Origin of the sequence: Variovorax sp. 350MFTsu5.1, assembly GCF_048302515.1 — a bacterium.
In the GTDB taxonomy this organism is placed as follows: domain Bacteria; phylum Pseudomonadota; class Gammaproteobacteria; order Burkholderiales; family Burkholderiaceae_C; genus Variovorax; species Variovorax guangxiensis.
Genome location: NZ_CP157620.1, coordinates 3,616,160 through 3,639,968, shown reverse-complemented (window position 1 = coordinate 3,639,968; position 23,809 = coordinate 3,616,160). Strand labels below are relative to the sequence as shown.

Genomic DNA, 23,809 nt, shown 5'->3' with positions numbered 1-23,809 from the left:
CAAGCTGCGGGCCCGTGCAATTTTCCTTACAAATCAATACCTTGGCTCTACAGTCAAGGCAGGCCGACAAGTCGTGCGTCTTAATTCCATCAAGCTATCGGGCTTCAAGTCGTTCGCCGAACCCACCAACTTCATGCTGCCGGGCCAACTGGTGGGCGTCGTCGGCCCCAATGGCTGCGGCAAGTCGAACATCATGGATGCGGTGCGTTGGGTGCTCGGCGAATCGCGCGCCTCGGAGCTTCGCGGCGAGTCGATGCAGGACGTGATCTTCAACGGCACGACGACCCGCAAGCAGGCCAGCCGTTCGAGCGTGGAACTGGTGTTCGACAACGCCGACCACCGCGCCGGCGGCCAGTGGAACCAGTTCAGCGAGATCGCGGTGCGTCGGGTGCTCACTCGCGACGGCACCAGCAGCTACTACATCAACAACCAGCCGGTGCGTCGCCGCGACGTGCAGGACGTGTTCCTGGGCACCGGCCTCGGCCCGCGCGCCTACGCCATCATCGGGCAGGGCACGATCAGCCGGATCATCGAATCCAAGCCCGAGGAGCTGCGCCTCTTCCTCGAGGAGGCCGCCGGCGTCTCCAAGTACAAGGAGCGCCGCCGCGAAACCGAGAACCGCCTGGGCGACACGCGCGAGAACCTCACGCGAGTGGAAGACATTCTTCGCGAACTCAACGCCAACCTCGAGAAGCTCGAGAAGCAGGCCGAGGTGGCCGCCCGCTACAACGCGCTGCAGGGCGATGCCACAAAGAAGCAGCATCAGCTGTGGTTCCTCAAGCGCAGCGAGAGCAACGCCGACCAGGCGAAGATCAAGGCCGATTCCGAGCGCGCGATCAACGACCTCGAATCGCGCACGGCCGACCTGCGCCACATCGAGGCCGAGCTCGAAACCGTGCGCCAGGCCCACTACGGCGCCGGCGACCAGGTCAACCAGGCGCAAGGCAAGCTCTACGAGGCCAGCGCCGAAGTCGGCCGGCTCGAAGGCGAGATCCGTTTCGTGGTCGAGGGCCGCCAGCGCGTCGAGCAGCGCCTCGTCCAGTTGCGCGAGCAGATGGGCCAATGGGGCCGCCGCCGCGAGGAAGCCGAAGCCGAGATCGAGACCCTGGCCGGCGCGGGCGTCGATGCCGAGGAGCAGGCCATCATGCTGGCCGCACAGCTCGAGGAGCACGATGCGCGCATGCCCGAGCTCGAAGAAGCTGTGCAGCGCGCGCAGGACGAAGCCAACGCCCAGCGCACGACCGTGTCGCAGGTGCAGCAGCAGATCCAGGTGCTGGCCGCCGACCAGCGCAACATCGAGGAACAGAGCCGCCAGTTCATGCAGCGCAGCGAACGCCTGCGCGCCGACCAGAACGCATTGGCCGCGCCCGACGAGGCCCGCCTGCTCGACATGCAGGAGCAGTACGCGATGGCGCAGGAGGCGGCGAGCGAATCCGACGCGCGCCTGCAGGAGCTGCTCGAAGCCGTGCCGCAGCTCGACGACGATCGCCGCACGAAGCAACAGGCCGTCAACACCGAGGGCGCCCGCCACGCCGAGTTCTCGGCCCGCCTGGAGGCGCTGCGCGCGCTGCAGGAAAAGGTCAAGACCGACGGCAAGCTGGCCCCCTGGCTCGCCAAGCACGGCCTCGACGGCCTGCAGGGCCTGTGGAGCCGCATCCACATCGAGCAGGGCTGGGAGAACGCGCTCGAAGCGGCACTGCGCGAGCGCCTGGGTGCGCTCGAAGTCAGTCGGCTGGAAATGGTCCGCGCCTTCGGCAACGACGCGCCGCCCGCCAAGCTGGCCTTCTACAGCCCGCCGGCCGCCAGCACGCCCGAGGGCTCGGCCGCGCTGCCGCGCCTGTCGAGCCTGCTGCGCCTGAACGATGCAGGCCAGCAGGCCCTGCTGAACGACTGGCTGCACGGCTGCTACACCGCCGCGAGCTTCGAGGAAGCGCTGGCCCAGCGCGGCTCGCTGCGGCCGGGCGAGGTCATCTATGTGCGCAGCGGCCATGCCGTGTCGGCGCACAGCGTCAATTTCTACGCGCCCGATTCCGAGCAGGCAGGCCTGCTGGCCCGCCAGCAGGAAATGGAAAACCTGGAGCGCCAGCTGCGCGCCCAGACGCTCATCACCGAGGAAGCGCGTACCGCGCTGGTCCGCGCCGAAGCCGCGTATGCCGATGCCGCATCGCGCCTCGTCACTGCACGGCGCGAAGCCGCCGAAACCCAGTCGCGCGCGCACGAACTGCAGGTCGAGACGCTGCGCATGACGCAGCTGGCCGAGCAGACCCGCGCCCGCAGCCAGCAACTGGCTTCCGACATCGGCGAAGTCGATGCGCAACTCGAGGAACTGCAGGAAAGGCGCATTGCCGCCGAAGGCCGCTTCGAGGAACTCGACATGCAGCTGGCCGACAGCCAGGAACGCCATGCCGAGCTCGACGAACGCGTGATCGAGGCCAACCGCGCGCTGGCCGCGAGCCGCGAGCAGCACCGCAGCCTCGAGCGCCAGGCGCAGGAGGCCACCTTCTCGCAGCGCACGCTCGAAGCACGCCGTGCCGAACTCAACCGCTCCATCGAGACCGCCGCGCAGCAGACCGTCGCGCTGACCGACGAGGACGAGCGCGCCCGCGCCGAGCTGAGCCGCCTGTCCGACGCCGCCGCGCAGGCCGGCCTGCAGGACGCGCTGTCGCTCAAGCTCGAACGCGAAGCCGCACTGGGCTCGGCGCGCAGCCAGTACGACGACCTCACGCTCAAGCTGCGCGCCAGCGACGAACGCCGCCTGCAACTGGAGCGCGAGCTCGATCCGCTGCGCCAGCGCATCACCGAGTTCCAGCTCAAGGAGCAGGCCGCGCGCCTGGGCGTCGAGCAATACCAGCAGCTGCTGGACGACGCCGGTGCCGACCTCGAAGCCGTCGAGCAGTCGATCGAGAACGACAAGGTGAAGCTCACGGGGCTGCAGGGCGAAATCGACCGCCTCAACCGCGAGGTGGTCGCGCTCGGCGCGGTGAACCTGGCGGCGCTGGACGAACTGGCCATTGCCAGCGAGCGCAAGACCTTCCTCGACGCCCAGTCGGCCGACCTGAACGAAGCCATCGGCACGCTGGAAGACGCCATCCGCAAGATCGACGCCGAGACGCGCGACCTGCTGGGCGGCACCTTCAAGATCGTCAACGAGCACTTCAGCCGCATGTTCCCCGAGCTCTTCGGCGGCGGCAACGCCAAGCTCATGATGACCGGCGACGAGATCCTCGACTCCGGCGTGCAGGTGATGGCGCAGCCCCCGGGCAAGAAGAACCAGACCATTCACCTGCTGTCGGGCGGCGAGAAGGCGCTCACGGCCATTGCGCTCGTGTTCGCCATCTTCCAGCTGAACCCGGCGCCTTTCTGCCTGCTCGACGAAGTGGACGCGCCGCTGGACGACGCCAACACCGAGCGCTATGCCAAACTCGTCTCCGCCATGAGCCGCGAAACCCAGTTCCTCTTCATCAGCCACAACAAGATCGCCATGGAAATGGCCGAACAGCTGATCGGCGTGACGATGCAGGAGCAGGGCGTGTCGCGCATCGTGGCTGTCGACATGGAGTCGGCGGTGTCCATGGTCGAAGCCGCATAAGCCGGGCGGCAACGATCCATGAGCAATCTCACACTCGCCCTGGCAATCTTCGGTGGCCTCGTTCTCGCGGCCGTTGTCGGCTACGAGGCCATGATGTCGCGCCGCAACGCGCCCCGCCAACCCGATGCAGTCGATGTCGCGCTCGACGAGGCCGAGCGCGCGCTGGCCGCTGGCGATGACGGCGTGGAGCCGGTGCTGCACGCCGATCCGAACAAGGTGCAGGGCTCCGACCGGCATGAGCCGCTGTTCGACCCCGATCTTCCGGCGCCCAGCGGCGTGCCCGCGCCCGCGGCCGAGCGCCGCGGCGGGCTCGATCCGCTGATCGACGTGATCGCGCCGATCTCGCTCGATGGCCTGGCCTCGGGCGACGCCGCCATCGCCGCCATGCCGCCCACGCGCCGCGCGGGCAGCAAGCCGGTGGCCATCGAGGGCCTGAACGAACACACCGGCCAGTGGGAGCCGCCCGTGCCCGGTCAGCGCTACAGCGCCTTCCAGGTCGGCGTGCAGCTGGCCAACCGCACCGGGGCGCTCAACGAGATCGAGTACTCCGAGTTCGTGGTCAAGGCCCAGGCCTTTGCCGATGCCGTCAACGGCGCGCCCGAGTTTCCCGAGATGCTCGACGAGGTGGCGCGCGCCCGCGAGCTCGACCAGTTCGCCAGCGCGCACGATGCGCAGCTGGGCTTCGTGCTGCGCGCGCTGCATGCGGCCTGGAGCCCGGGCTATGTGCAGCAGAACGCTGCGCGCCTCGGTTTCGTGGCCGGCATCATCCCCGGCCGCATGGTGCTGCCGACCAGCGAGGCGGGCCTGCCGCCGATCCTCGGGCTGGCCTTCGACACCCAGGCCGCGCTGGCCGACGATCCGGCCCAGTCGGCCATCCGCGAACTCAGCCTGAGCCTGGACGTGCCGCAGGTCGACCGTGCCGAGGAACCCTTCCGCCGCATGCGCGAAGCCGCCGCCACGCTGGCGCGCGAGATGGACGGCGTGGTCACCGACAGCGACGGCCAGCTGCTGCGCGACGAGACCATGGACGTGATCGGCGCCGACCTCGAACAGCTCTACGACACGCTCGACGGGCGCGACCTTGCGGCGGGCTCTCCGCTGGCGCGGCGGCTCTTCAGCTAATCCGATTCCTCCCCGGGAGACACCATGACGACGCGCGACGAAGCGGCACGCGAAGCCGCCGCACTGAGCGAACAGCTCCACAGGCACGCCCATCTCTACTACGTGCTCGACGCGCCCGAGCTGCCGGACGCGGAGTACGACAAGCTCTTCCAGCGCCTGCAGGCCATCGAAGCCGAGTTTCCCGATCTGCGCACGCCCGATTCGCCGACCCAGCGCGTGGGCGGCAAGGTGCTCGACGGCTTCGTGAAGGTGCGCCACAAGGTGCCGATGCTGTCGATCCGCACCGAAACCGACATCACGCCCGGCGGCGCCAGCGCCTTCGATGCGCGCGTGCGCCGCGAGCTTGGCCTGGCCGAGGACGGCCCGCAGGTGAGCTACGTCTGCGAGTTGAAGTTCGACGGGCTGGCCATGAACCTGCGCTACGAGAACGGCGTGCTGGTGCAGGCCGCGACGCGCGGCGACGGTGAGGTGGGCGAGGAGGTCACGCAGAACATCCGCACGGTGCGCGAGATTCCCTTGCGCCTCAACGGCAAGGCGCCGCCGGTGGTCGAGGTGCGCGGCGAGGTCTACATGAAGCGCGCGGATTTCGACGCGCTCAACGAACGCCAACGCCAGAAGATCGCCGAGGGGCAGAAGAACGAAAAGGTGTTCGTCAATCCGCGCAATGCGGCGGCCGGTGCGGTGCGCCAGCTCGATCCGGCGATCGCGGCGGCGCGGCCCCTGAGCTTCTTTGCGTACGGGTTGGGCGAGGTCACGCCGGTGGCCGAGGGCGGGCCCGACTGGCCGACGCAATTCGACTGGCTGCAGCAGTTCCATGAATGGGGCTTCCCCGTGGCTACGCAGACTGCTCGGGCTACCGGTGCTATCGAACTCATAGCGTTTCACGAGAACATCGGACGCCAGCGCGACGCCTTGCCCTATGACATCGACGGCGTGGTCTACAAGGTGGACAGCATCGAGCTGCAGCGGCAGCTGGGCTTCGTCTCTCGCGAGCCGCGCTGGGCCGTGGCCCACAAGTACCCGGCGCAGGAGCAGCTGACCGAGGTGGTCGGCATCGAGATCCAGGTCGGGCGCACCGGCAAGCTCACGCCGGTGGCCAAGCTGGCGCCGGTGTTCGTCGGCGGCGTGACCGTGACCAACGCGACGCTGCACAACGAGGACGAGGCCCGCCGCAAGGACGTGCGCGTGGGCGACACGGTGATCGTGCGCCGCGCGGGGGACGTGATTCCCGAGGTGGTCGGCGTGGCACCGGACAGCCTGGCCAAGCCGCAAGAGCAGCGCGGCGCCGTCTTCACGATGCCGCACAAGTGCCCCGTGTGCGGCTCGGAAGCCGTGCGCGAGGAGGGGGAAGTCGATTACCGCTGCACCGGCGGCCTGTTCTGCGCGGCGCAGCGCAAGGAGGCCATCCTGCACTTTGCGGCGCGCCGCGCCGTGGACGTCGACGGGCTGGGCGACAAGCTGGTCGAACAGCTCGTGGATTCGAACCTGATCCGCACCTTGCCCGACCTCTACAAGCTGGGCTTCACCACGCTGGCGGGACTGGATCGAATGGCGGAGAAGTCGGCAAAGAACCTCGTCGATGCCCTCGAAGCCTCGAAGAAGACCACGCTGCCGCGCTTCCTGTTCGGGCTGGGCATCCGGCACGTGGGCGAATCCACCGCGAAGGACCTGGCCAAGCATTTCGGCAAGCTGGATTCGATCATGGACGCGACCGAAGAACAGCTGCTCGAGGTGAACGACGTCGGCCCGGTGGTCGCGCAGAGCCTGCGCACCTTCTTCGACCAGCCGCACAACCGCGAGGTGGTCGAGCAACTGCGCGCCTGCGGACTGACCTGGGAAGAGGGCGAGCCGGCCGCCAGGGCGCCGAAGCCGCTGGCGGGACTGACCTTCGTCATCACCGGCACCCTTCCTACGCTGAGCCGCGACGAAGCGAAGGATAAATTGGAGGCGGCCGGCGCCAAGGTGTCCGGCTCGGTCAGCAAGAAGACCCACTACCTGGTGGCCGGCGAAGAGGCCGGGAGCAAGCTCGAGAAGGCGCGCGAAGCCGGCGTGGAGATCATCGACGAGGCGCGTATGCTGGAGATCCTCGCCAACGGCGTTCCGGCGGCCTGAACGGGGCGCAGTCGGCAAAGGCGGCCAGTCCTCTTTACCGGCCGTTACGCGACTTCATCGGAGCGCAGTCAACAGGGTCTACAACCTGGCGTTGAAAGCTAATTGAAGGCCACAAGGAGAGTCCCTCATGAAAAAAATTCGAGTTCTCGGTGCCCTTGCTGCAGCCGGTGGCGTCGTGCTGCTGTCGGGCTGCGTGGGCGTGCCCGCCGATCCCTACTACGGCGGGGGCTATTCGTCGGGGCCTTACTACAGCGAGCCCGCGCCTGTGGTGGTGCCGGCACCGGTCTACATCAACGGCGGGGCCTACTACGAGCGGCGTCCGCGCTACTACGACAGGCCTTACTACGATCGTCCGGGCTATCCGGCACGCCCGCCGGTCTGGGGTGGCGGTGGCCGGCCGGTAGCTCCGCCGGTGGTGGTGCCGCCCCGGCCGCCGATCGCTGGTGGCGGTCCGGGTTCGATCCCCACACCACCGCGCGGCAATGCGCGACTGTGGACTTCTCCCGACTCCAAGACTCAGACCCCTCCCTGATTCCCCGTCGGGAGTGGAGAACCGGAGCCATCGCGATAATCCCGCCATGGCCATCCGCGAAATCCTGAAAATGGGCGACCCCCGGCTGTTGCGCATCGCGCAGCCGGTCGCCGCCTTCGATACCGACGAACTGCACATGCTGGTGCGCGACATGTTCGAGACCATGCATGCTGTCAATGGCGCCGGCCTTGCCGCGCCGCAGATCGGCGTCGACCAGCAGCTAGTGATCTTCGGCACCGACGTCGTGAATCCGCGCTATCCCGATGCGCCACCGGTGCCGCGCACCGTGCTGCTGAACCCCATCATCACGCCGCTGAACGGCGAGGAAGAGGAAGGCTGGGAAGGGTGCCTGTCGGTGCCGGGCCTGCGCGGCGTGGTGCCGCGCTTCGCCAACATCCGCTACTCCGGGTTCGACCCGTATGGCGATCCGATCGAGCGGGTCGCCACCGGTTTTCATGCGCGCGTGGTGCAGCATGAAGTCGACCATCTCCTGGGCAAGCTCTACCCGATGCGGGTGCGCGATTTCTCGCGCTTCGGCTACACCGAGGTGCTGTTCCCGGGCCTCGATGCTGCCGACGACGATTGAGCCGGGTCGGCTCAGTTGTACTTGCTGCTCAGTGCGAAGCGGCCGCCACCCATGAAAGCGAGGCCGAGGGCCGCGGCCAGGAACATGCCCTGCAGTTCGAGCGCCCAGCCGCCTTGCTTGCCGAGTGCGCCCAGTTCCTTCGTATGGACCAGCACGATCGCCACCACCATGTTGATGGCCACGATCCAGGCCGCAGGCCGCGTGTAGAGGCCGACGATCAGCAGCACCGGCGCCACCACTTCCCCGACGTAGACCAGGTAGGCCAATGCGCCCGGCAGCCCGTGCTGGGCCAGCATGCCGGAGATGAAGCCGACGCCGCCTTGGAGCTTGGCGATGCCATGCAGCAGGATCAGCACGCCAAGCGAAACGCGCAGGATGAACTTGCCGGTGTCGTCGGATTTGACCATTGTGTGGATTCCCATTGAGTGGTTGTTGAAGGGCCGTATGGTAGTGAACCCTGGGCCTGTCTATCCAGCCTTGTGCGGCGCATATGCATCCAACCCGGAGTTCTTTGGCAGAGTCCGGCGTCGGCCCGTACACTGCCTTTTGCTTACCGTTGTTGAGGAGAACACCAATGATGAACAAACGATTCCGCCCGGCACTGCTCGCAGGCGCCTGCATCGCCGCCATGGCCTTCGCTGCTCCGGCCTTTGCCGGCAAGACGCTCGACGCGGTCAAGCAGCGCGGCACCGTCAAGTGCGGCGTGACCAACGGCGTGGCCGGCTTCTCGGCGCCCGACACGCAGGGCAACTGGTCGGGGCTGGATGTCGACACCTGCCGCGCCATCGCGGCGGCCGTGCTCGGCGACGGCAAGAAGGTCGACTTCGTGCCGCTCAACTCTCAGCAGCGCTTCTCGGCCCTGCAGGCCGGCGAGATCGACATCCTCGCTCGCAACACCACCTGGACGCTCACGCGCGACGCCTCGCTGGGCTTCAACTTCACCACCATCACCTACTACGACGGCCAGGGCTTCCTGGTGCCCAAGAAGCTCAAGGTGACGAGCGCCAGGCAGCTGAAGAACGCCACCATCTGCACCCAGTCGGGCACCACCAACGAGAAGAACGTGTCGGACTACTTCCGCGCGCAGGGCATTCCGGTCAAGACCGTGGTGTTCGAGAGCTTCGAGGCCTCGTTCAAGGCCTTCTTCTCGGGCCGCTGCCAGGCCTTCACGACGGACGCCTCGGCGCTGGCCGGCCTGCGCAACAAGGAAGCGACCAACCCCGACGACTACGTCATCCTGCCCGAGCTGATCTCCAAGGAGCCGCTGGCGCCGCTGGTGCGCCGCGGCGACGACGAGTGGTTCGCCATCGCCAAGTGGGTGCCGAACGCGCTCATCGAGGCGGAGGAGTTCGGCATCACCCAGGCCAACGCCGACGAGCTCAAGGCCAGCAGCAAGGACCCGGCACAGCAGCGCCTGCTGGGCAGCGGTGAAGACCTCGGCAAGCTGCTGGGCCTGGACAAGGACTGGTCCTTCCGCGCCATCAAGGCCGTGGGCAACTACGGCGAGATCTTCGAGCGCAACGTCGGGCCCAAGTCGGTGCTGAAGCTGCCGCGCGGCTCCAACAACCTGTGGAGCAAGGGCGGCCTGATCTACGCACCTCCCGTTCGATGAACGACCGGGCCTCGCGCCGCGGGGTCTGGCTGGCCTGGGCCGTCCAGGCCCTGCTGGTGCTGGCCGTGGTGGCCGGCGCCGTCTGGGTGGTGCACCACGCGCTCGAAGTGCTGCGTGCCCGCGGTGTGCGCTCGGGCTTCGACTTCCTGACCGAGCCCACGGGCTTTTCCATCAGCGAAGGCTGGCTCGACTTCGATGCCAGCCAGCCGTTCTGGCGCGCCTTCCTCGCGGGGCTGATCAACACGGTGCGCGCGGCGGTGCCGGCGGCCATCTTCTCGGTGGTGCTGGGCACGCTGATCGGCATCGGCCGGCTGGCCCCGCATGTGCTGCTGCGCGGCATCTGTACCGCGTATGTCGAGCTGGTGCGAAACGTGCCGCTCTTGGTGCAACTGCTGATGCTGGCTTTCGCGATGGCAAACCTGCTGCCCGATCCGACGGAGCCGGTACGGCTGCTCCCGGGCGTATGGCTGAGCAAGGGCGGCCTCAGCGTGCCGTGGCCGATGATGGGCGAGGGCGGCCTGCATTTCGAGCTTCCAGAGCGCGGTGATTTCGGCGTGAGCGGTGGCGCGGCGCTGAGCCCGGAATACGTGACCATCGTGGCCGGCCTGAGCCTCTATTCGGCCGCCTTCGTGGCCGAGATCGTGCGCGCGGGCATCCTGTCGGTGCCCCAGGGGCAGGTGCTGGCGGGGCAGGCGCTGGGGCTGTCGCCGGTGCAGCAGCTGCGCATCGTCGTGCTGCCGCAGGCCCTGCGGGTGATCGTGCCTTCGCTCACCAACCAGATCCTGAGCCTCACCAAGAACTCGTCGCTGGCGGTGGCAGTGGGCTATCCGGAACTGGTATCGGTGGCCAACACCACCATCGGCACGAACGGCCGGGCCTTCGAGTGCATCGCGATCATCATGGCGGTCTACCTGATGCTGTCGCTGGTGATCTCCTTCGGCATGAATCGCTACAACGCGCGCGTCGCATTGCGGGGCTGGCGATGAGGAATGCCGCGCGGGAGCCCATCGCATGGCGCAGCGAACTCTGGGGTTCGCCGCTGCGCGCGGTTGCGACGCTGCTGCTGGTGGCGCTCTTCGCCTGGATCGGCTTCCACATCGTCGAATGGGGCATCGTGCACGCGGTGTTCCTTCCCGATGCCGAGGCCTGCCGCGCGGTGCAGCATGGCGCCTGCTGGGGCGTGGTGGCCGAGAAGTGGCGGCCGATGCTGTTCGGGCGTTTTCCGTACGAGGAACAGTGGCGTCCCGCCGTCGCGGTGATCGTGCTGTCGGCCGTGACGATGCTCAGCGCCTGGCCGCGCAGCTGGCGCTGGTGGCTGGTGCCGCTGTGGGTCGTCGCGCTGCTGCTCTTCGTGCTGCTGATGCGCGGCGGCGTACTGGGCCTGAGCCATGTGCCCACCGGACGCTGGGGCGGCCTGCCGCTGACCATCGGGCTCGCGGTGGTGGGGCTGGCGCTGGCCTTTCCACTCGCGCTGCTGCTGGCGCTGGGGCGGCGCTCCGGATGGCCCGTGGTGCGCACGCTGAGCGCGAGCTACATCGAGCTGGTGCGCGGCGTGCCGCTGATCTCGGTGCTGTTCATGGCCTCCTTCCTGCTGCCGCTGCTGTGGCCGGCCGGGTGGCAGCCCGATGTGCTGGTGCGTGTGCTCGCGGGCCTGGCGCTCTTCGTGGCCGCGTACCTTGCGGAGATCATCCGCGGCGGCCTGCAGGCCGTGCCGCGCGGGCAGACCGAAGTGGCGATGGCGCTGGGCTTCGGCCGCTGGCCGGTGCAGCGCGACATCGTGCTGCCGCAGGCGCTGCGGCTCGTCGTGCCCGCGCTGACCAACAACGTGGTCGGCACGCTGAAGGACACTTCGCTGGTCACCGTGGTCGGGCTCTTCGAGCTCACGGGTGCGCTGGGGCTGGCGCTGGGCGGCGACCCGACCTGGCGGCCGTTCTACCTCGAGGGCTATCTCTTCATCGCGGCGGTCTACTGGTTGCTGTGTTTCGGGCTCTCGCGCTACAGCGTGTGGCTCGAAAAGCGGCTGTCGGCCGCGCCCTGACCGGTGGCGCCGCCGGCTCCTGTACACTCCGTGGCTTCATGTCGAGCCAACGCTTCCCCTTCGCATCCTTCGCAGCCCCCATGGGCCGCATGATGCTGCCTGCCTCCGCGCAGGCGATGGTCGTTGCCCGAATGATTACCACCATTACCACCGCGGCCACCTGAGCACGCGCAGGTGGCCGTTCCGGCAGCCACCTGGTGTATCGCTCTCTCCCCGAACGAATGAACCCAGCTCTGGCAGCTGGGTTTTGTTTTTTCGTCAGGAGTTGTCCATGTACCGCGATCCCGTTGAATCCCTAGAGCCCTTGCACCACCGCCATGCGGCCATTCGTACCCTGCGCGTGGGGATGATCGGCATCGGCACCGTGGGCTCGGGCACCTTCCGCGTGCTGGCGCGCAACCGGGCCGACATCGCCGCGCGGGCGGGCCGGTCCATCGAGCTGGTGATGGTCGCCGCGCGCAACCTGGAGCGAGCGGCCGGCATCGTGGGAGACAGCGTGGCGCTGACGTCCGACGCGATGCAGGTCGCAACGCATCCCGACGTCGACGTGGTGGTCGAAGTGGCCGGCGGCACCGGCCCGGCGCGCGACTGGGTGCTGGCCGCCATCGCGCACGGCAAGCACGTGGTCACGGCCAACAAGGCGCTGCTGGCCGTGCACGGCGCCGAAATCTTCGCCGCCGCGCGCGAGAAGGGCGTGATCGTGGCTTACGAGGGCGCCGTGGCCGTCAGCATCCCCATCATCAAGGCGCTGCGCGAAGGCCTTGCCGCCAACCGCATCGAATGGGTGGCCGGCATCATCAACGGCACCACCAACTTCATCCTGAGCAAGATGCGCGACGAGGGCCTGGACTTCGCCGCCGCGCTCGCGCAGGCCCAGGCGCTGGGCTATGCCGAGGCCGACCCCAGCTTCGACATCGAGGGCATCGACGCGGCCCACAAGCTGACCCTGCTGGCGGCCAACGCCTTCGGCATGCCGCTTCGCTTTGCCGACGCGCAGGTCGAGGGCATCACCGCGCTGCAGGGCGTGGATGTGGCCTGCGCCGAGCAGCTGGGCTACCGCATCAAGCTGCTCGGCGTCGCGCGCCGGCAGGCGGCCGGCGTCGAGTTGCGCGTGCAGCCGGTGCTCGTGCCGGCCACGCACCTGATGGCGCAGGTGAATGGCTCGATGAACGCCGTCATGGTGAAGAGCGACGCAGCCGGCCTCACGATGTATTACGGCGCGGGCGCCGGCTCGGAGCAGACGGCTTCCGCCGTGATCGCCGATCTGGTCGACGTGGCGCGTCTCGATGGCGTCCATGCCGCTCAGCACGTGCCGCACCTCGGCGTGCATGCATATGCGACCAACGCGCTGGCCGTGCTGCCGCGCGCAGCCGTCCACACATCGCACTACCTGCGCGTGCCGGTGCGTGCGGTCAATCAGATCCAGGCCGTCGCGGCCAGTCTCGCGGAGCAGAAAGTGCCGGTGCGCCAGGTCGCGCTGGCGGCCGAGCGGCCCGGCACGGGGCCTCAGGTGCTGGTGTTGACCGGCCCGGTGGAGCAGGGCACGCTCGACCTGGCTGTGCATGCGCTGCAGGCGCGCGCCGAGGTGGCGGGCGCGGTCACGACCCTGCGCGTGGAGTCGCTGGAAGGCTGAGCGGGCTCAGCTCGGCATAGCCGGTGAGCGGATCGAGCGTTCGCGCGAATCGCCAGTCGGGCAGCACGGCGACGAGGATCTCGGCCGTGGTCCGCACGACGCACCCCGGCGCCGCATGCCCGCCGGAGACACGACCCTCGGCATCCGACACGCTGATGTGCAGATGCGATCCGTCCGGCGACAGGCTGCCCGCCAGCGTGAGGATTTCCAGGTCGCCCTCGATGCGGGCCGGCGTCGGCGCACCCGCGAACCGGATGCTCGCGCCGCTCAGGCTGCCGATGCCCGAGACGACGAAGGCCGCATCGCTCCCGCTTCGGCCCAGCGCCGAATCGAGCGAAGCGCGCAGGTCGTCGCCCGGGTTCAGCCGCAGCACCAGCGTCCGCATGCGGCTTCAGTTTCCTGAGAGCGCACCGTCCACGACCTGCTGCGCCTCCTCGAGGATGCGCGCGAGATGCTCCTCGCCCTTGAAGCTCTCGCCATAGATCTTGTAGATGTTCTCCGTGCCCGAGGGCCGCGCGGCGAACCAGCCGTTGGCGGTCACGACCTTCACGCCGCCGATGGCCGCGCCGTTGCCCGGCGCATGGCTCAGCACCTCGACGATCCTGTCGCCCGCCAGCTCGGTGGAGCGAATCTGCTGCGGCGACAGGCTCGACAGCCGCTTCTTCTGCTCGACCGTGGCCGGCGCGTCCACCCGGTTCGACACCGGCCTGCCCAGCGCCTGCGTCAGCTCGGCATAACGCTCGCCGGGGTCGCGTCCGGTGCGCGCGGCGATCTCGGCCGACAGCAGGGCTGGCACCATGCCGTCCTTGTCGGTGGTCCACACCGAGCCGTCCCTGCGCAGGAAGGTCGCGCCGGCGCTTTCCTCGCCGCCGAAGGCCAGTGAGGCATCGACCAGCCCGTCGACGAACCACTTGAAGCCCACCGGCACCTCGTGCAGCCTGCGGCCGAGCCGGTTGGCGACGCGGTCGATCATCTGGCTGCTCACCACCGTCTTGCCGATAGCCGCCTGCGCGGGCCAGTTCGGGCGGTGCGTGTAGAGGTAGTCGATCATCACCGCGAGGTAGCTGTTGGGCTGCATGAGCCCCGTGCTGCCGGCGACGACACCGTGGCGGTCGTGGTCGGTGTCGCAGGCGAAGGCGATGCCGAAGCGGTCCTTCAGCTCGATCAGCTTGTGCATCGCGTCGGGCGACGACGGGTCCATGCGGATGCGGCCGTCCCAGTCGAGCGACATGAAGCGGAAGGTCGGGTCGACCTCGCGGCTGAGCACGTTCAGGCGCTTGAGCTTGTAGCGCTCGGCGATGGCGGGCCAGTAGCGCACGCCGGCGCCGCCCAGCGGATCGACGCCCAGGTCGATGTTCACGTCGCGGATCGCGTCCATGTCGAGCACCTGCGCCAGGTCTTCGACGTAGCTGTTCAGGTAGTCGTGGCGGTGCGTGGTCGAAGCGCGCAGCGCCTGCGCGAGCGGCATGCGCTTCACGCCTTCCAGGCCGTTCGCCAGCATCCTGTTGGCCGCGGCCTCCACGGCCGAGGTGATGTCGGTGCCGGCCGGGCCGCCGTTGGGCGGGTTGTACTTGAAGCCGCCGCTCTCGGGCGGATTGTGCGAGGGCGTGATGACGATGCCGTCGGCCAGCCCCGAGGTGCGGCCGCGGTTGTAGACCAGGATCGCGTGCGACACGGCCGGCGTCGGCGTGTACTCGTCGTCCTTCGAGATCATCAGTTCCACGCCGTTGGCCGCCAGTACCTCGACTGCGGTGCCGAAGGCCGGAGTGGAGAGCGCATGCGTATCGATGCCGAGGAAGAGGGGGCCGTCGATGCCTTGCTGCCTGCGGTAGTCGCAGATGGCCTGGCTGATCGCGAGCACGTGCCACTCGTTGAAGGCATCGTCGAAGGAAGAGCCCCGGTGCCCCGAAGTGCCGAAGGCCACGCGCTGCGAAGGCACCGACGGGTCGGGCCGGCCGGTGTAGTAGGCCGAGACGAGTCGCGGCACGTCTACCAGCAGTTCGATTGGGGCGGGCTTGCCCGCGAGAGGGTTGCTTGCTTGGCTCATGTGGACGGGAAGTCGAAGTTGATGAGATCCGAGATGCGCTCGACGGTGATGTCGGCGGGTGCGTGGGCCGCGTTGGCCCCGGCGTCGAGCGCATAGTGCCCTTGCCGCACGAAGACGGTTGTAAGACGCGGTCCCCAGATGGCTTTCATGGCCGAGAGGATGCGCAGCTTGTCGTCGATCATCACGTAGTGCCGCGCGGGGTGGTGCTGCTCGACGGCGTCGAGCATCTCCTCCTTGTGCACGTAGATCAGCACGCGGCCCTCGGTGGCCTCCCACAGGCCCGAGCGCTGCACCTTGCGCGGCTGCAGGACCACGTCGCCGTCCGAGAGGATCACGGTGGGGCCGTGGCGGCGCAGGTGCTTCAGCGTTTCGAGCGCGCCGGGGTAGAGCCTGTCGGCGAAGGGGTAGTCGACCACGAACCCGGACATCCGCAGCAGCTGCGGGTCGCTCATGCCACTGCGGCCCGCGCCGGCGCGAAAGAGCTGCAGCGCTCCGAGGTAGTCGACGTAGCCGAGTTCGTCGCGCAGCTTCTCGAAGCCCGTCCAGTAGCGGCTGGCGACCTCGGCGCCGAAAGCCTCGTCGAGGCGGGCATGGAGATCGGCGATGAAGCGGTCGTTGTCGAGCAGGGTGTTGTCGACGTCGATCAGGAAGACCGTGGCAGGGGTTTGTGTCATGGGTTCGTGCCCGAGGGGCCTTGACTGCAATGGGCTGCGCGCGTTGCTTTCAGCATACCCCTCGAATGCGACGCCGGGCCGCGCCCCCGTGATTTAGTTGATGCATCGAGGCCCGCTGGCTTAACCTGTGCCACAGGGCCGCCCCCGGAGTTGAATAAGCTTCCGCACAGCATGAAGAACGACGAAGGAGCAAGAAAGATGCGCATCCACGCGAACGGTCGACACCTGCCCGGCATGGCTGCCCTGGGCCTCTGCCTCGCCCTGGCCGCCTGCCAGGCGCCCCCCGCCGACCGGCCCCTGACTTCGGAAGTGCCCGAACCCCCGAGCTTCGTCACGCCGCCCGAGACCTGCCAGGCGGCCTCCGTGCGCTTCGGACTGGGGCTGCGCATCACCCAGCAGCTGCTGGAGGAAATGCGCCAGCGCGCCGGCGCCCGCATGGCGCGCAGCGTGCTCGCGACCGAGCCGGCCGACCCGGCGCAGGACATGATGCGGCTCAACGTGCAGGTCGAGCCCACCGGCCGGGTGGTCGGCGCGTACTGCGGCTAGCGGACTTCGCCGGACCACGCCACCGTGATGTATACGAAGGTGTTGTGGTGCAAACACGTACCGGTAACAAATCTTCGCTGCAAAGGGTGGATCAGTCCCAATTGGGAGAACAATAGCCCGCGACTTCCGGAGCTCCAGTCTTTTGTCGAACCAGCAACCCACAGTCTCGTTGCCGTCGTACTACGACGGATCGGCCCGCCTCCCGCCGGATGAGGTGCTGCGCCCGCTGATGGCGGACTGGGCCCGGGCCGGCAAGCGGCTGGCCGCGGTCTGCTACATCGATGTCGACCGCTTCGCCGAGCTGAATTCGCGCCTGGGCATGGTCGCGGGCAATGCGGCCCTGGAGGAAGTGGCCCGCCGTATCAAGGCCGAGCTGCCGCGCGAGAGCGTGATGGCGCGCGTGGGCGGCGACGAGTTCGCGGCCCTGTTCGCCGGCCTCGGCACCTCGCAGTGCGCGCAGGTGCTGGAGCGCATCCAGGCATCGCTCGCCGAGCCCTGGGACTGGCGCGGCCAGTCGGCCTGCATCGACGCGAGCATCGGCGCCATGCTGCTCGACAGCAACGGCCCGCCCCCCGAGACGGCGCTGCGCCAGGCGCAGCACGCGGCCTTCTTCGCCAAGCGCGCGGCCGACGGCAAGGTGCACTACTTCGACGCCCCGCAGGCACGCGCCGACGAGCAGGTGGTGCGCGAGCGCCAGCGCATCCAGGAAGGGCTGCTGCAGGGCGAGTTCTTCCTTGTCTACCAGCCCAAGGTCGACATGCTGCGCGGCGTGGTGGTCGGCGTCGAGGCGCTGATCCGCTGGCAGCACCCCGAGCGCGGCCTGATGCCGCCCTCGCAGTTCGTTCCGCTGATCGAAGACGACGCGCTGGTCGAGCAGGTCGGCGACTGGGCCATCGCCACCGCGCTGTGGCAGGCGCACCAGTGGCGCCTCGCGGGCCTGCAGATCTCGGTGAGCGTGAACGTGGCGCCGCGCCACATGATGCGCTGGGACTTCGTCGAGCGCCTGGCACGGCACCTCGCGCAGTTTCCGAAGCAGGGCGAGGGCATGCTCGAACTCGAGATCCTCGAGACCACGGCCATCAGCCAGTTCGCGAACGTCGCCTTGTTCGTCGAAGCTTGCAAGCTGCTCGGCGTGGGCGTCACCATCGACGACTTCGGCACCGGGTACTCGTCGCTGACCTACCTGCGCCAGCTGCCGGTGTCGACGGTGAAGATCGACCAGTCCTTCGTGCGCGGCATGCTCGACAACAGCCAGGACCGGGCCATCGTGCAGGGCATCATCGCGCTGCTTCACGCGCTGGGCCTCACGGCCGTGGCCGAGGGCGTCGAGACGGTGAAGCAGGGCGAGGCGCTGCTGGCCATGGGCTGCATGCTGGGACAGGGCTTCGGCATCAGCAAGCCGATGGCGGCCAAGGACGTGGCGCCGTGGGTGGCCCAATACGAGCGCGCCCCGCTGTGGGGCCGCGACGGGTGGCCCACCCTGGGCCTCCCCGGTTAGGGCCTGTTCACACTATTTCCGGGGTCGCGAAGGGCCGCCAGGGCGGGCCAATCAAGGCGCGCGACGACGTGTGTGCATGCGCACACGCTAGGAGCGCAACGCCGAGTGGCCCGCCCTGGCGGCCCTTCCCGCAGGGTTGGCGCACCAACGCGACCCCGGAAATAGTGTGAACAGGCCCTAGAGCAGCGGCGTGTAGGGCGACGTCATCGGGCTCAGCGTGGTGCCGCTTCCGGTGCCGTAGCCGGGCACGCCGATGCTGCTGGAGCCGCCGAACACATAGCGCAGGTAGACGCTACCGGTGAACTGCCGGTAGTTCTGTGCATTGTTGAACCCCAGCGCCCCGCCCAGGAACATCTTCGGCGCCAACTGGTATTCCACCACCGCGGCCAGGTTGTAGGCCAGGCCGGTCTTGGAGCTGCTGGCGTAGGTGTTGTTGTAGGCCGAGCTGCTCAGCCCCAGCGCCAGCGCCTGGTAGGCGGCGCTCGATGCGGCCGCGTTGCGCGACGGGTCCGTCGGGAAGTAGGGCGACGACTTCTGGGTGAACGACTGCACGCCCAGCGAGGCGTTCAGGCGCCACGAAAGCCTGTCGCTGCGCCCGCTCCAGTCGACCGGGAAGGCCACGCTCACGAAGCTCTGCGGGCTGAAGTAGCCGCCTTGCCCGAAGGTGTAGTAGCTCAGGTTCTTCTGGTAGCCCATCAGGCCGATGTTCATGCCCAGCGTGAGCTTGGAGTTCGGGCTGTTGAGCAGGTGCAGGTAGGCGCCGCCACCGGTTTCCACGCGCGAGTTGCTCTGCACGTTCCTGCCGGTGATGCCGTGCGCCGCGAGGTAGCTGTACACGCCGTAGGTGCCGTCGTCATAGCCGATGTCGCCGCGCACGCCGGTGGCGACCACGCCGCCCCAGCGCTCGTTGGTGCGCTCGTCCTTCGCGCCTGCGAAGGACAGCACGCTGTCGGTCACGGCGCGGCGGGAGATGTCGGCCTTGTAGTTCCAGGAGTCGCCGATGCTGCCCTTGAATGTCACGTTGCCGACCACGTTGGTGGTGGGAAAGCCCAGCGGCGTGGTGCCGATGCCGGCATCGATGTTCTTGCCCTCGTAGCCCACGTTGAGCCCGACGCCGGCCGCATTCTGCTGGCCGGCCGAGGCGCCGCTGCGCAGCGCGTTCAGTGCGGCGCTGGGGCCGCCGCCGAAGCGGCTGCCGGTGGCGTAGTCGCTCGCGGGCGTGCCGGCATCGAGCACGGTGGGCGTCACGCCCACGACGATCTTGCCTTCACCCGCAGGGAAGCGCGCCTGTATCGGCAGCTGGAAGTCCGACAGCCGGCTCAGCCCCGCCTCGCCGGCGCGGTTACGGTACACCGTGCCCGCCGTGAGGCTCACGGCGCGCTGCGATTCGAGCTCCTGCAGCTCGGCGGCCACCGAGCTCGTCGCGGGCGCGCTGCGCGGCGGCGCATTCCAGCCGGTGTCCGCGCGCGGCGTGTTGGCCTGCGCATACGCGGCATTCGCCTGCGGATAGCCGGGAGCCGGATAGCCGCCGGGCTGCTGCGCCGGCGGAATGTAGACCGGCGCGACCTGCTGCGTGCCGGGCACCGGGTACTGGGGCAATGGCTGCTGCATCGGCTGCGCGATGTACGCGGAGGCCTGTGGCACGTTGTTCGGGTTCGCTGCGGCATTGCGCGCCGTGCGCGTCGACGACGACTTGGCCGCCGTCGTGCGGCCCTTGGCGTTCGACGCCGCAGCGCCGGGATTCCAAGGCAGGGCGCCAAGCGGATAGGCATTCGGTGCCGCAGCCGCGGGATAGGCCGGATACGCCTGGTTCGCCGCCGGATAGGCCTGCGCGACCGGGTAACCCGCCGGCACCGGAGATGCCTGATAGGACGCCGGTTGCATGCGCGCCTGAGCGAACGGATTGCCGTTGGCTGCCGGATAGCTGGCCGGCACGGCCGCGCTCGGTGCGCCGCCCGTCATGCCCGCGAAGGGATTGGCCGGCGGCAACGGCGAGGCCGCCATGCCGCCGGGCGCGAAGCCGCCCGACGCCACCTGCCGCTCGGCCTCGACCGCCGCGCGCAGGTACTGCTCGGCCTTGCGGCTCTCGCCCGCGTTGCGGTAGACGCGGCCGGCCGCCGCGAGCACGCGCGACTGGTCGGGGGCCTGCTTGAGCGCGGCCATCACGTAGTTCTCGGCCGAGCTGTGGTCGCGCTGTGCGCTGGCGCTGGCCGCGGCGGCGAGCAGGGTGTCGAGATCGGTCGGGTTGCGCTGAAGCACGCGCTGGTAGAGCGCGAGCGCCTGGCCTTCGTCGCGCGCCGCCGAGTACAGGCGGGCCAGCGCGGCCAGCGCCTGCGGATCTTCTGGGCGCTCGGCGAGCACCGGCGCGATCGCGTTGTAGGCCGCTTCGAGGTTGCCGGCCTCGCGCAGCGAATCCGTCTGGCGCAGCGCGAAGGCGATGCGCAGGTTGTCGAAGTCGGCGCGCTGGCTGGCCGTCATGTTGGTGGTGGCCAGCTGGCGCAGCACGGCCGACAGCTCGATGTCCTGCCTGGTCTTGAGCAGCACCGAGGCGTACAGCAGCCGGTCGCCGGTGCTCGGCGTGGGCGAGCGCGCCAGCAGCTGGCGACTCATGGCCAGGGCGCGCGGTGCGTCGCCGATCTCGGCATAGGCGCCCGCGAGCTGGCCCCAGAGCTCGGCCGGCATGTCGGCGCTGAGCGCCGACTCTGCCTGCGCGAGCACGCCGCGCGCGGCATCCACCTGGCCCTGGCGAGCCAGTGCCAGCGCGCGCGCCGCCTGCTGCTGCGCCCAGAGGCGGCGCTGCAGTGCCGCCATGTCGCGCGTGCGCGAGCCGGCGGGAATGCGTTCGAGGTACTGGATGCCCGCTGCCGCGTCGCCGGTCTCGGAGGCGAGCAGGGCGCTGGCGTACAGCGCGTCGGGCATGTCGGGCTGCGACATCAGCAGGCCCTCCATCACGCCGCGCGCTTCGGACACCATGCCGCGCTTGCGATAGAGATTGGCGAGGTCCAGCCGCACCCAGGGGCTGTCGGGCGCGGCGAGCATCGCGTCTTCCAGCGTGCGCTGCGCGCCGGCCGTATCGCCAGCATCGGCCTGCTGGCGGGCGCGGTTGCGCGCCTGCTCGACCTGGATGTCGCGCAGTCCGCCCAGCTGCGTGGCCTGCTCGGGCGTGAGGCGGCGCGACAGGGCCAGCGCCTCGTCGGGGCGGCCAGTCTGGCCGTAGACCGAGATCAGCCCGCGCAGCGCCTGCGTGTTCTGCGGACGGCTTTCGAGCACGCGCTTGTAGCCCTGTTCGGCCTGCGCGTAGTCGCCCGCGGCGGCGCGCAGGTCGGCCAGCGCGTTCTGGCCCACGGGCTCGCGCGGATCGATGCGCACCGCGCGTTCGTAGAGCGACTGCGCGCCGCGCAGGTCGTTCTTGCCCTGGGCGGCCCGGGCCTGTCCGACCAGCACCCAGTAGCTGGCGCTCTGCAATGCCGAGTTCCATTTGCTGCCGCCACCGCGCACCGCGCGCTCCAGCAGCTCCTGCGCCTCGGCGAAGCGCTCCTGGCGCAGGCGCACCAGGCCCAGTCCGCCCAGCGCCTCGGTGTCGTCGGCCTTGGTGCGAAGCGCCTGCTGGAAGCGCTGCTCGGCGGTGCTCGCATCGCCGCGGTCCAGCGCCTTGAAGCCTTCGCCCACCGGAACGCCGGGCGAGCTGGTGGCCGCGGCCTTGGCGGTGGTGAGGCTTTCCAGCCGCGCGGCCACGGCTGCGTCGGTCTGGTTGTTGCTCAGGTATTCCTGGTAGAGCGGAACGTCGGGCTGGCGGGCGTCGAGCCAGATCAGCGCCTGCCGCCACGCGGCGCGCGCGGCGCTGGCAACGGCAGGCTGTCGGGTCAGCTCGACCAGCTCACGGATGCCGGCGCGGCGCGTCGATTCGCTGTATGTCTTCTGCTGCGCCAGCGCGAGCGTGTAGCTGGTGTTTTCCGGGTGATCCTTCACCAGCTGCTCGAGGCCCCGGCGGCCTTCGTCGGCGCCCTGGGGCGTGCTGGCCAGCACCTGGTAGTACTCGAGTGCCAGCGCCTCGGGCGGCGGGCGGTTGTCGAACTGGCTGCGGTACAGCTCCACCGCCTCGGCGGCACGGCCGGCACGCGCGGCGGCGCGGGCGCGCTGTAGCGTGCTCTGCGCGCCGGCAGGCTGCTGCGACTGCTGCTGCAGGCGGGCGAGGCGGCTGTCGTTCGGGTTCGCGGTGCGCAGCCTGGCGATCCAGCCGCGTGCGGCCTCGGAGTTGCCGCGCGAGAGCTCGACCTGCGCCATGCCGTACATCGCGTCGGTCGACTGGGGCTGCACGCTCAGCAGCTTCTTCCAGCTTTCCTCGGCGAGATCGGCACGACCCTGGGCCTGCCAGTAGTTGCCTTGCTCGATCAGCGCGGCGCTGGCGTCTGCCTGCGCGTGAGCGGGGTTGGCGGCGCACAGCGCGACGAGCATGCCGAGGCAGGCCGTCCATTGACGGGATTGCGGCGAGAGCGAAAAAGGGCTCGGGAAAGGACGCGAGCCGGGGGCGACGCCGAGCGAGCGCCGGGGCTTCAGGCCGGTCGATTGGGACGGCATAGCGTTCTCCATGAGGTTTGCAGCTGGCCGTTGCGGCCGAATTCATAGCGGCCGTCGAGCCACGCCTGTCCGAAAAGCAACAGGCACTGTTCGTAGTACGGCAAGGGCGCCACGGGTGGCGTCGTTGCGTTGGGCGCGGGAGGCGCCGCGCGGCCGCCGGGCACGCGGGCGACCTGGTCGGCCAGAGCGTCGGCGGCGTCCAGCGCCTTGAGGTAGGGCAGCATTGCGCCCGAGAAGCCCAGCGGCGCCATGCCGCGGACCTGGCCGGTGACGGTGTCGACGTACTCGGGCACCGCGTGGTTCTCGGCGAGTGCTTGGCGCGGGCCGCGCAGGCTCAGCAGCAGCATCTTGCGCGCCGGGTCGCGCTCGGAAAGCATGCCCGCCCAGAGGTAGACGCGGATGGCGTCATAGCTGCCGGTGACGCCCTTCTGTGGATCGGCAACGAAAGAGCGCGAATCCTGCGACCAGGCGCACCAGTCGGGCGCGAAGCCCTTGGGCGTGACGGCGCCGAACATGCGCAGCGTGTTGTCGATGACCTCGTTCCACGGGCCGGCCGCGTCGGCCTGCTGGAAGTAGCGCAGCAGCTGCAGCGGCGCATAGCTCGGGTTGAGGCGCCACAGCGGCCCGCTCGCCACCGACTTGGGCCAGGGCAGCAGCATGCGCCCGAGGCCCGGCACGTTGATGATCTCCTCGCGCACCGCCAGCGCCAGCACCTCGCGGCCGAGCGTGCGATAGGCGGCATCGTTCCAGAGGCGGCCGGCTTCCATCAGCGAATAGGCGATCCACAGGTCGGCGTCGGATGCGGCGTTGGCGTCGAGCACGCCCCAGCCGCCGGCCGGCTTGCGGCCCCATTGCCAGGCCGGCAGCTGCCTCGCGAGGCTGCCGCCCGCGAGGTTGGCCTCGGTCCAGGCCAGCACGCGAGAGAAGGTGGCGCGGTCGTTGTGGACCAGCGCGAAGAACATGCCGTACGACTGGCCCTCGGAGGTCGACTGCTGTTGCGGCGTGTTGAAGTCGATCACCCGGCCGTCGGGCTGTATGTGGCGCGCGGCGAAGGCGGCCCAGTCGGTGGCGGGGTGGCAGGCCGGTGCGGCAGCTGGAGCAGCGGCAGGCGCCGGGGGCGCTGCGGTGGGCGCTGCAGCGGCCATCCGGGGCAGCGCCAGCGCCAGCCCGGCCGCGCCCAGCAGGGCGCGCCGGCTCGCAAGCCGCTCGGGTGGGGGCGCCGTGTTCGAGCGTCGCATGAGT

General features: G+C 69.3%; 17 protein-coding genes. 11 read left to right on the top strand and 6 right to left on the bottom strand.

The window, feature by feature from the left end:
• The first annotated feature begins 73 nt into the window (after positions 1 to 73).
• From smc to def, 5 genes are all read left to right on the top strand, one after another.
• Entirely contained in the window at positions 74 to 3,589 is a 3,516-nt protein-coding gene (smc, locus tag ABL843_RS16455; RefSeq protein WP_418116525.1) for a chromosome segregation protein SMC, read from the top strand.
• A gap of 18 nt (positions 3,590 to 3,607) precedes the next feature.
• Positions 3,608 to 4,711: a cell division protein ZipA C-terminal FtsZ-binding domain-containing protein gene (locus ABL843_RS16450; RefSeq protein ID WP_126020229.1), complete on the top strand. Its 1,104-nt coding sequence runs from the start codon at positions 3,608 to 3,610 to the stop codon at positions 4,709 to 4,711.
• Positions 4,712 to 4,735: 24 nt separating this feature from the next.
• Entirely contained in the window at positions 4,736 to 6,823 is a 2,088-nt protein-coding gene (gene ligA / locus ABL843_RS16445) for an NAD-dependent DNA ligase LigA (protein ID WP_418116522.1), read from the top strand.
• A 127-nt stretch (positions 6,824 to 6,950) separates the two neighbouring features.
• Positions 6,951 to 7,355 carry a hypothetical protein gene (locus ABL843_RS16440; RefSeq protein WP_126020226.1) on the top strand — a complete coding sequence of 135 codons (405 nt, stop codon included), beginning with the start codon at positions 6,951 to 6,953 and terminating at the stop codon, positions 7,353 to 7,355.
• A gap of 46 nt (positions 7,356 to 7,401) precedes the next feature.
• The gene (def, locus tag ABL843_RS16435; protein WP_126020224.1) at positions 7,402 to 7,941 is read left to right on the top strand and encodes a peptide deformylase; all 540 of its coding nucleotides are present in this window, start codon (positions 7,402 to 7,404) and stop codon (positions 7,939 to 7,941) included.
• An 11-nt stretch (positions 7,942 to 7,952) separates the two neighbouring features.
• Here the strand turns inward: def and ABL843_RS16430 are convergent, their stop codons facing one another.
• On the bottom strand, positions 7,953 to 8,348 hold the full coding sequence (locus tag ABL843_RS16430; RefSeq protein WP_418116520.1) for a DoxX family protein: 396 nt from the start codon (positions 8,346 to 8,348) through the stop codon (positions 7,953 to 7,955).
• A 170-nt stretch (positions 8,349 to 8,518) separates the two neighbouring features.
• Between ABL843_RS16430 and ABL843_RS16425 the strand changes: the two genes are divergently transcribed.
• From ABL843_RS16425 to ABL843_RS16410, 4 genes are all read left to right on the top strand, one after another.
• The gene (locus ABL843_RS16425) at positions 8,519 to 9,553 is read left to right on the top strand and encodes an amino acid ABC transporter substrate-binding protein (RefSeq protein WP_126020455.1); all 1,035 of its coding nucleotides are present in this window, start codon (positions 8,519 to 8,521) and stop codon (positions 9,551 to 9,553) included.
• Positions 9,550 to 10,539: an amino acid ABC transporter permease gene (locus ABL843_RS16420; RefSeq protein WP_369662213.1), complete on the top strand. Its 990-nt coding sequence runs from the start codon at positions 9,550 to 9,552 to the stop codon at positions 10,537 to 10,539. Before ABL843_RS16425 ends, ABL843_RS16420 begins: the two co-directional genes overlap by 4 nt.
• Entirely contained in the window at positions 10,536 to 11,591 is a 1,056-nt protein-coding gene (locus ABL843_RS16415; RefSeq protein ID WP_418116518.1) for an amino acid ABC transporter permease, read from the top strand. Before ABL843_RS16420 ends, ABL843_RS16415 begins: the two co-directional genes overlap by 4 nt.
• A gap of 271 nt (positions 11,592 to 11,862) precedes the next feature.
• Positions 11,863 to 13,224 (top strand): homoserine dehydrogenase, encoded by a 1,362-nt coding sequence (locus ABL843_RS16410; protein WP_418116517.1) that lies wholly within the window; start codon positions 11,863 to 11,865, stop codon positions 13,222 to 13,224.
• On the opposite strand, the gene ABL843_RS16405 is transcribed toward ABL843_RS16410, so the two are convergent.
• From ABL843_RS16405 to ABL843_RS16395, 3 genes are read right to left on the bottom strand one after another with little or no spacing between them, the layout of a single operon-like run.
• A complete protein-coding gene (locus ABL843_RS16405; protein ID WP_184637675.1) occupies positions 13,190 to 13,609 on the bottom strand; it encodes a PPC domain-containing DNA-binding protein in 420 nt (139 codons plus the stop codon). The two genes, ABL843_RS16410 and ABL843_RS16405, sit on opposite strands and share 35 nt — an antisense overlap.
• Positions 13,610 to 13,615: 6 nt before the next feature.
• The gene (gene pgm, locus ABL843_RS16400; RefSeq protein WP_418116516.1) at positions 13,616 to 15,271 is read right to left on the bottom strand and encodes a phosphoglucomutase (alpha-D-glucose-1,6-bisphosphate-dependent); all 1,656 of its coding nucleotides are present in this window, start codon (positions 15,269 to 15,271) and stop codon (positions 13,616 to 13,618) included.
• On the bottom strand, positions 15,268 to 15,945 hold the full coding sequence (locus ABL843_RS16395) for an HAD family hydrolase (protein ID WP_418116514.1): 678 nt from the start codon (positions 15,943 to 15,945) through the stop codon (positions 15,268 to 15,270). Before ABL843_RS16395 ends, pgm begins: the two co-directional genes overlap by 4 nt.
• Before the next feature lie 171 nt (positions 15,946 to 16,116).
• On the opposite strand from ABL843_RS16395, the gene ABL843_RS16390 reads away from it, so the two are divergent.
• Together ABL843_RS16390 and ABL843_RS16385 are read left to right on the top strand one after the other, a co-directional pair.
• Positions 16,117 to 16,491, top strand: a complete 375-nt coding sequence (locus tag ABL843_RS16390; RefSeq protein ID WP_240650503.1) for a hypothetical protein — start codon at positions 16,117 to 16,119, stop codon at positions 16,489 to 16,491.
• A 142-nt stretch (positions 16,492 to 16,633) separates the two neighbouring features.
• Entirely contained in the window at positions 16,634 to 17,989 is a 1,356-nt protein-coding gene (locus ABL843_RS16385; protein WP_418116512.1) for a putative bifunctional diguanylate cyclase/phosphodiesterase, read from the top strand.
• A 177-nt stretch (positions 17,990 to 18,166) separates the two neighbouring features.
• Here the strand turns inward: ABL843_RS16385 and ABL843_RS16380 are convergent, their stop codons facing one another.
• Entirely contained in the window at positions 18,167 to 22,567 is a 4,401-nt protein-coding gene (locus ABL843_RS16380; protein WP_418116510.1) for a cellulose synthase subunit BcsC-related outer membrane protein, read from the bottom strand.
• The gene (gene bcsZ, locus ABL843_RS16375; protein WP_418116508.1) at positions 22,543 to 23,805 is read right to left on the bottom strand and encodes a cellulose synthase complex periplasmic endoglucanase BcsZ; all 1,263 of its coding nucleotides are present in this window, start codon (positions 23,803 to 23,805) and stop codon (positions 22,543 to 22,545) included. The genes ABL843_RS16380 and bcsZ overlap by 25 nt, the downstream gene beginning before the upstream one ends.
• Positions 23,806 to 23,809 lie beyond the last annotated feature (4 nt).

Excerpts from the sequence above, each read along its gene's own strand:
- ABL843_RS16450 (WP_126020229.1), top strand. The coding sequence starts at position 3,608 with ATGAGCAATCTCACACTCGCCCTGGCAATCTTCGGTGGCCTCGTTCTC.
- ligA (WP_418116522.1), top strand. The coding sequence starts at position 4,736 with ATGACGACGCGCGACGAAGCGGCACGCGAAGCCGCCGCACTGAGCGAA.
- ABL843_RS16440 (WP_126020226.1), top strand. The coding sequence starts at position 6,951 with ATGAAAAAAATTCGAGTTCTCGGTGCCCTTGCTGCAGCCGGTGGCGTC.
- def (WP_126020224.1), top strand. The coding sequence starts at position 7,402 with ATGGCCATCCGCGAAATCCTGAAAATGGGCGACCCCCGGCTGTTGCGC.
- ABL843_RS16430 (WP_418116520.1), bottom strand. The coding sequence starts at position 8,348 with ATGGTCAAATCCGACGACACCGGCAAGTTCATCCTGCGCGTTTCGCTT.
- ABL843_RS16425 (WP_126020455.1), top strand. The coding sequence starts at position 8,519 with ATGAACAAACGATTCCGCCCGGCACTGCTCGCAGGCGCCTGCATCGCC.
- ABL843_RS16420 (WP_369662213.1), top strand. The coding sequence starts at position 9,550 with ATGAACGACCGGGCCTCGCGCCGCGGGGTCTGGCTGGCCTGGGCCGTC.
- ABL843_RS16415 (WP_418116518.1), top strand. The coding sequence starts at position 10,536 with ATGAGGAATGCCGCGCGGGAGCCCATCGCATGGCGCAGCGAACTCTGG.
- ABL843_RS16410 (WP_418116517.1), top strand. The coding sequence starts at position 11,863 with ATGTACCGCGATCCCGTTGAATCCCTAGAGCCCTTGCACCACCGCCAT.
- ABL843_RS16405 (WP_184637675.1), bottom strand. The coding sequence starts at position 13,609 with ATGCGGACGCTGGTGCTGCGGCTGAACCCGGGCGACGACCTGCGCGCT.
- pgm (WP_418116516.1), bottom strand. The coding sequence starts at position 15,271 with ATGAGCCAAGCAAGCAACCCTCTCGCGGGCAAGCCCGCCCCAATCGAA.
- ABL843_RS16395 (WP_418116514.1), bottom strand. The coding sequence starts at position 15,945 with ATGACACAAACCCCTGCCACGGTCTTCCTGATCGACGTCGACAACACC.
- ABL843_RS16390 (WP_240650503.1), top strand. The coding sequence starts at position 16,117 with ATGAAGAACGACGAAGGAGCAAGAAAGATGCGCATCCACGCGAACGGT.
- ABL843_RS16380 (WP_418116510.1), bottom strand. The coding sequence starts at position 22,567 with ATGCCGTCCCAATCGACCGGCCTGAAGCCCCGGCGCTCGCTCGGCGTC.
- bcsZ (WP_418116508.1), bottom strand. The coding sequence starts at position 23,805 with ATGCGACGCTCGAACACGGCGCCCCCACCCGAGCGGCTTGCGAGCCGG.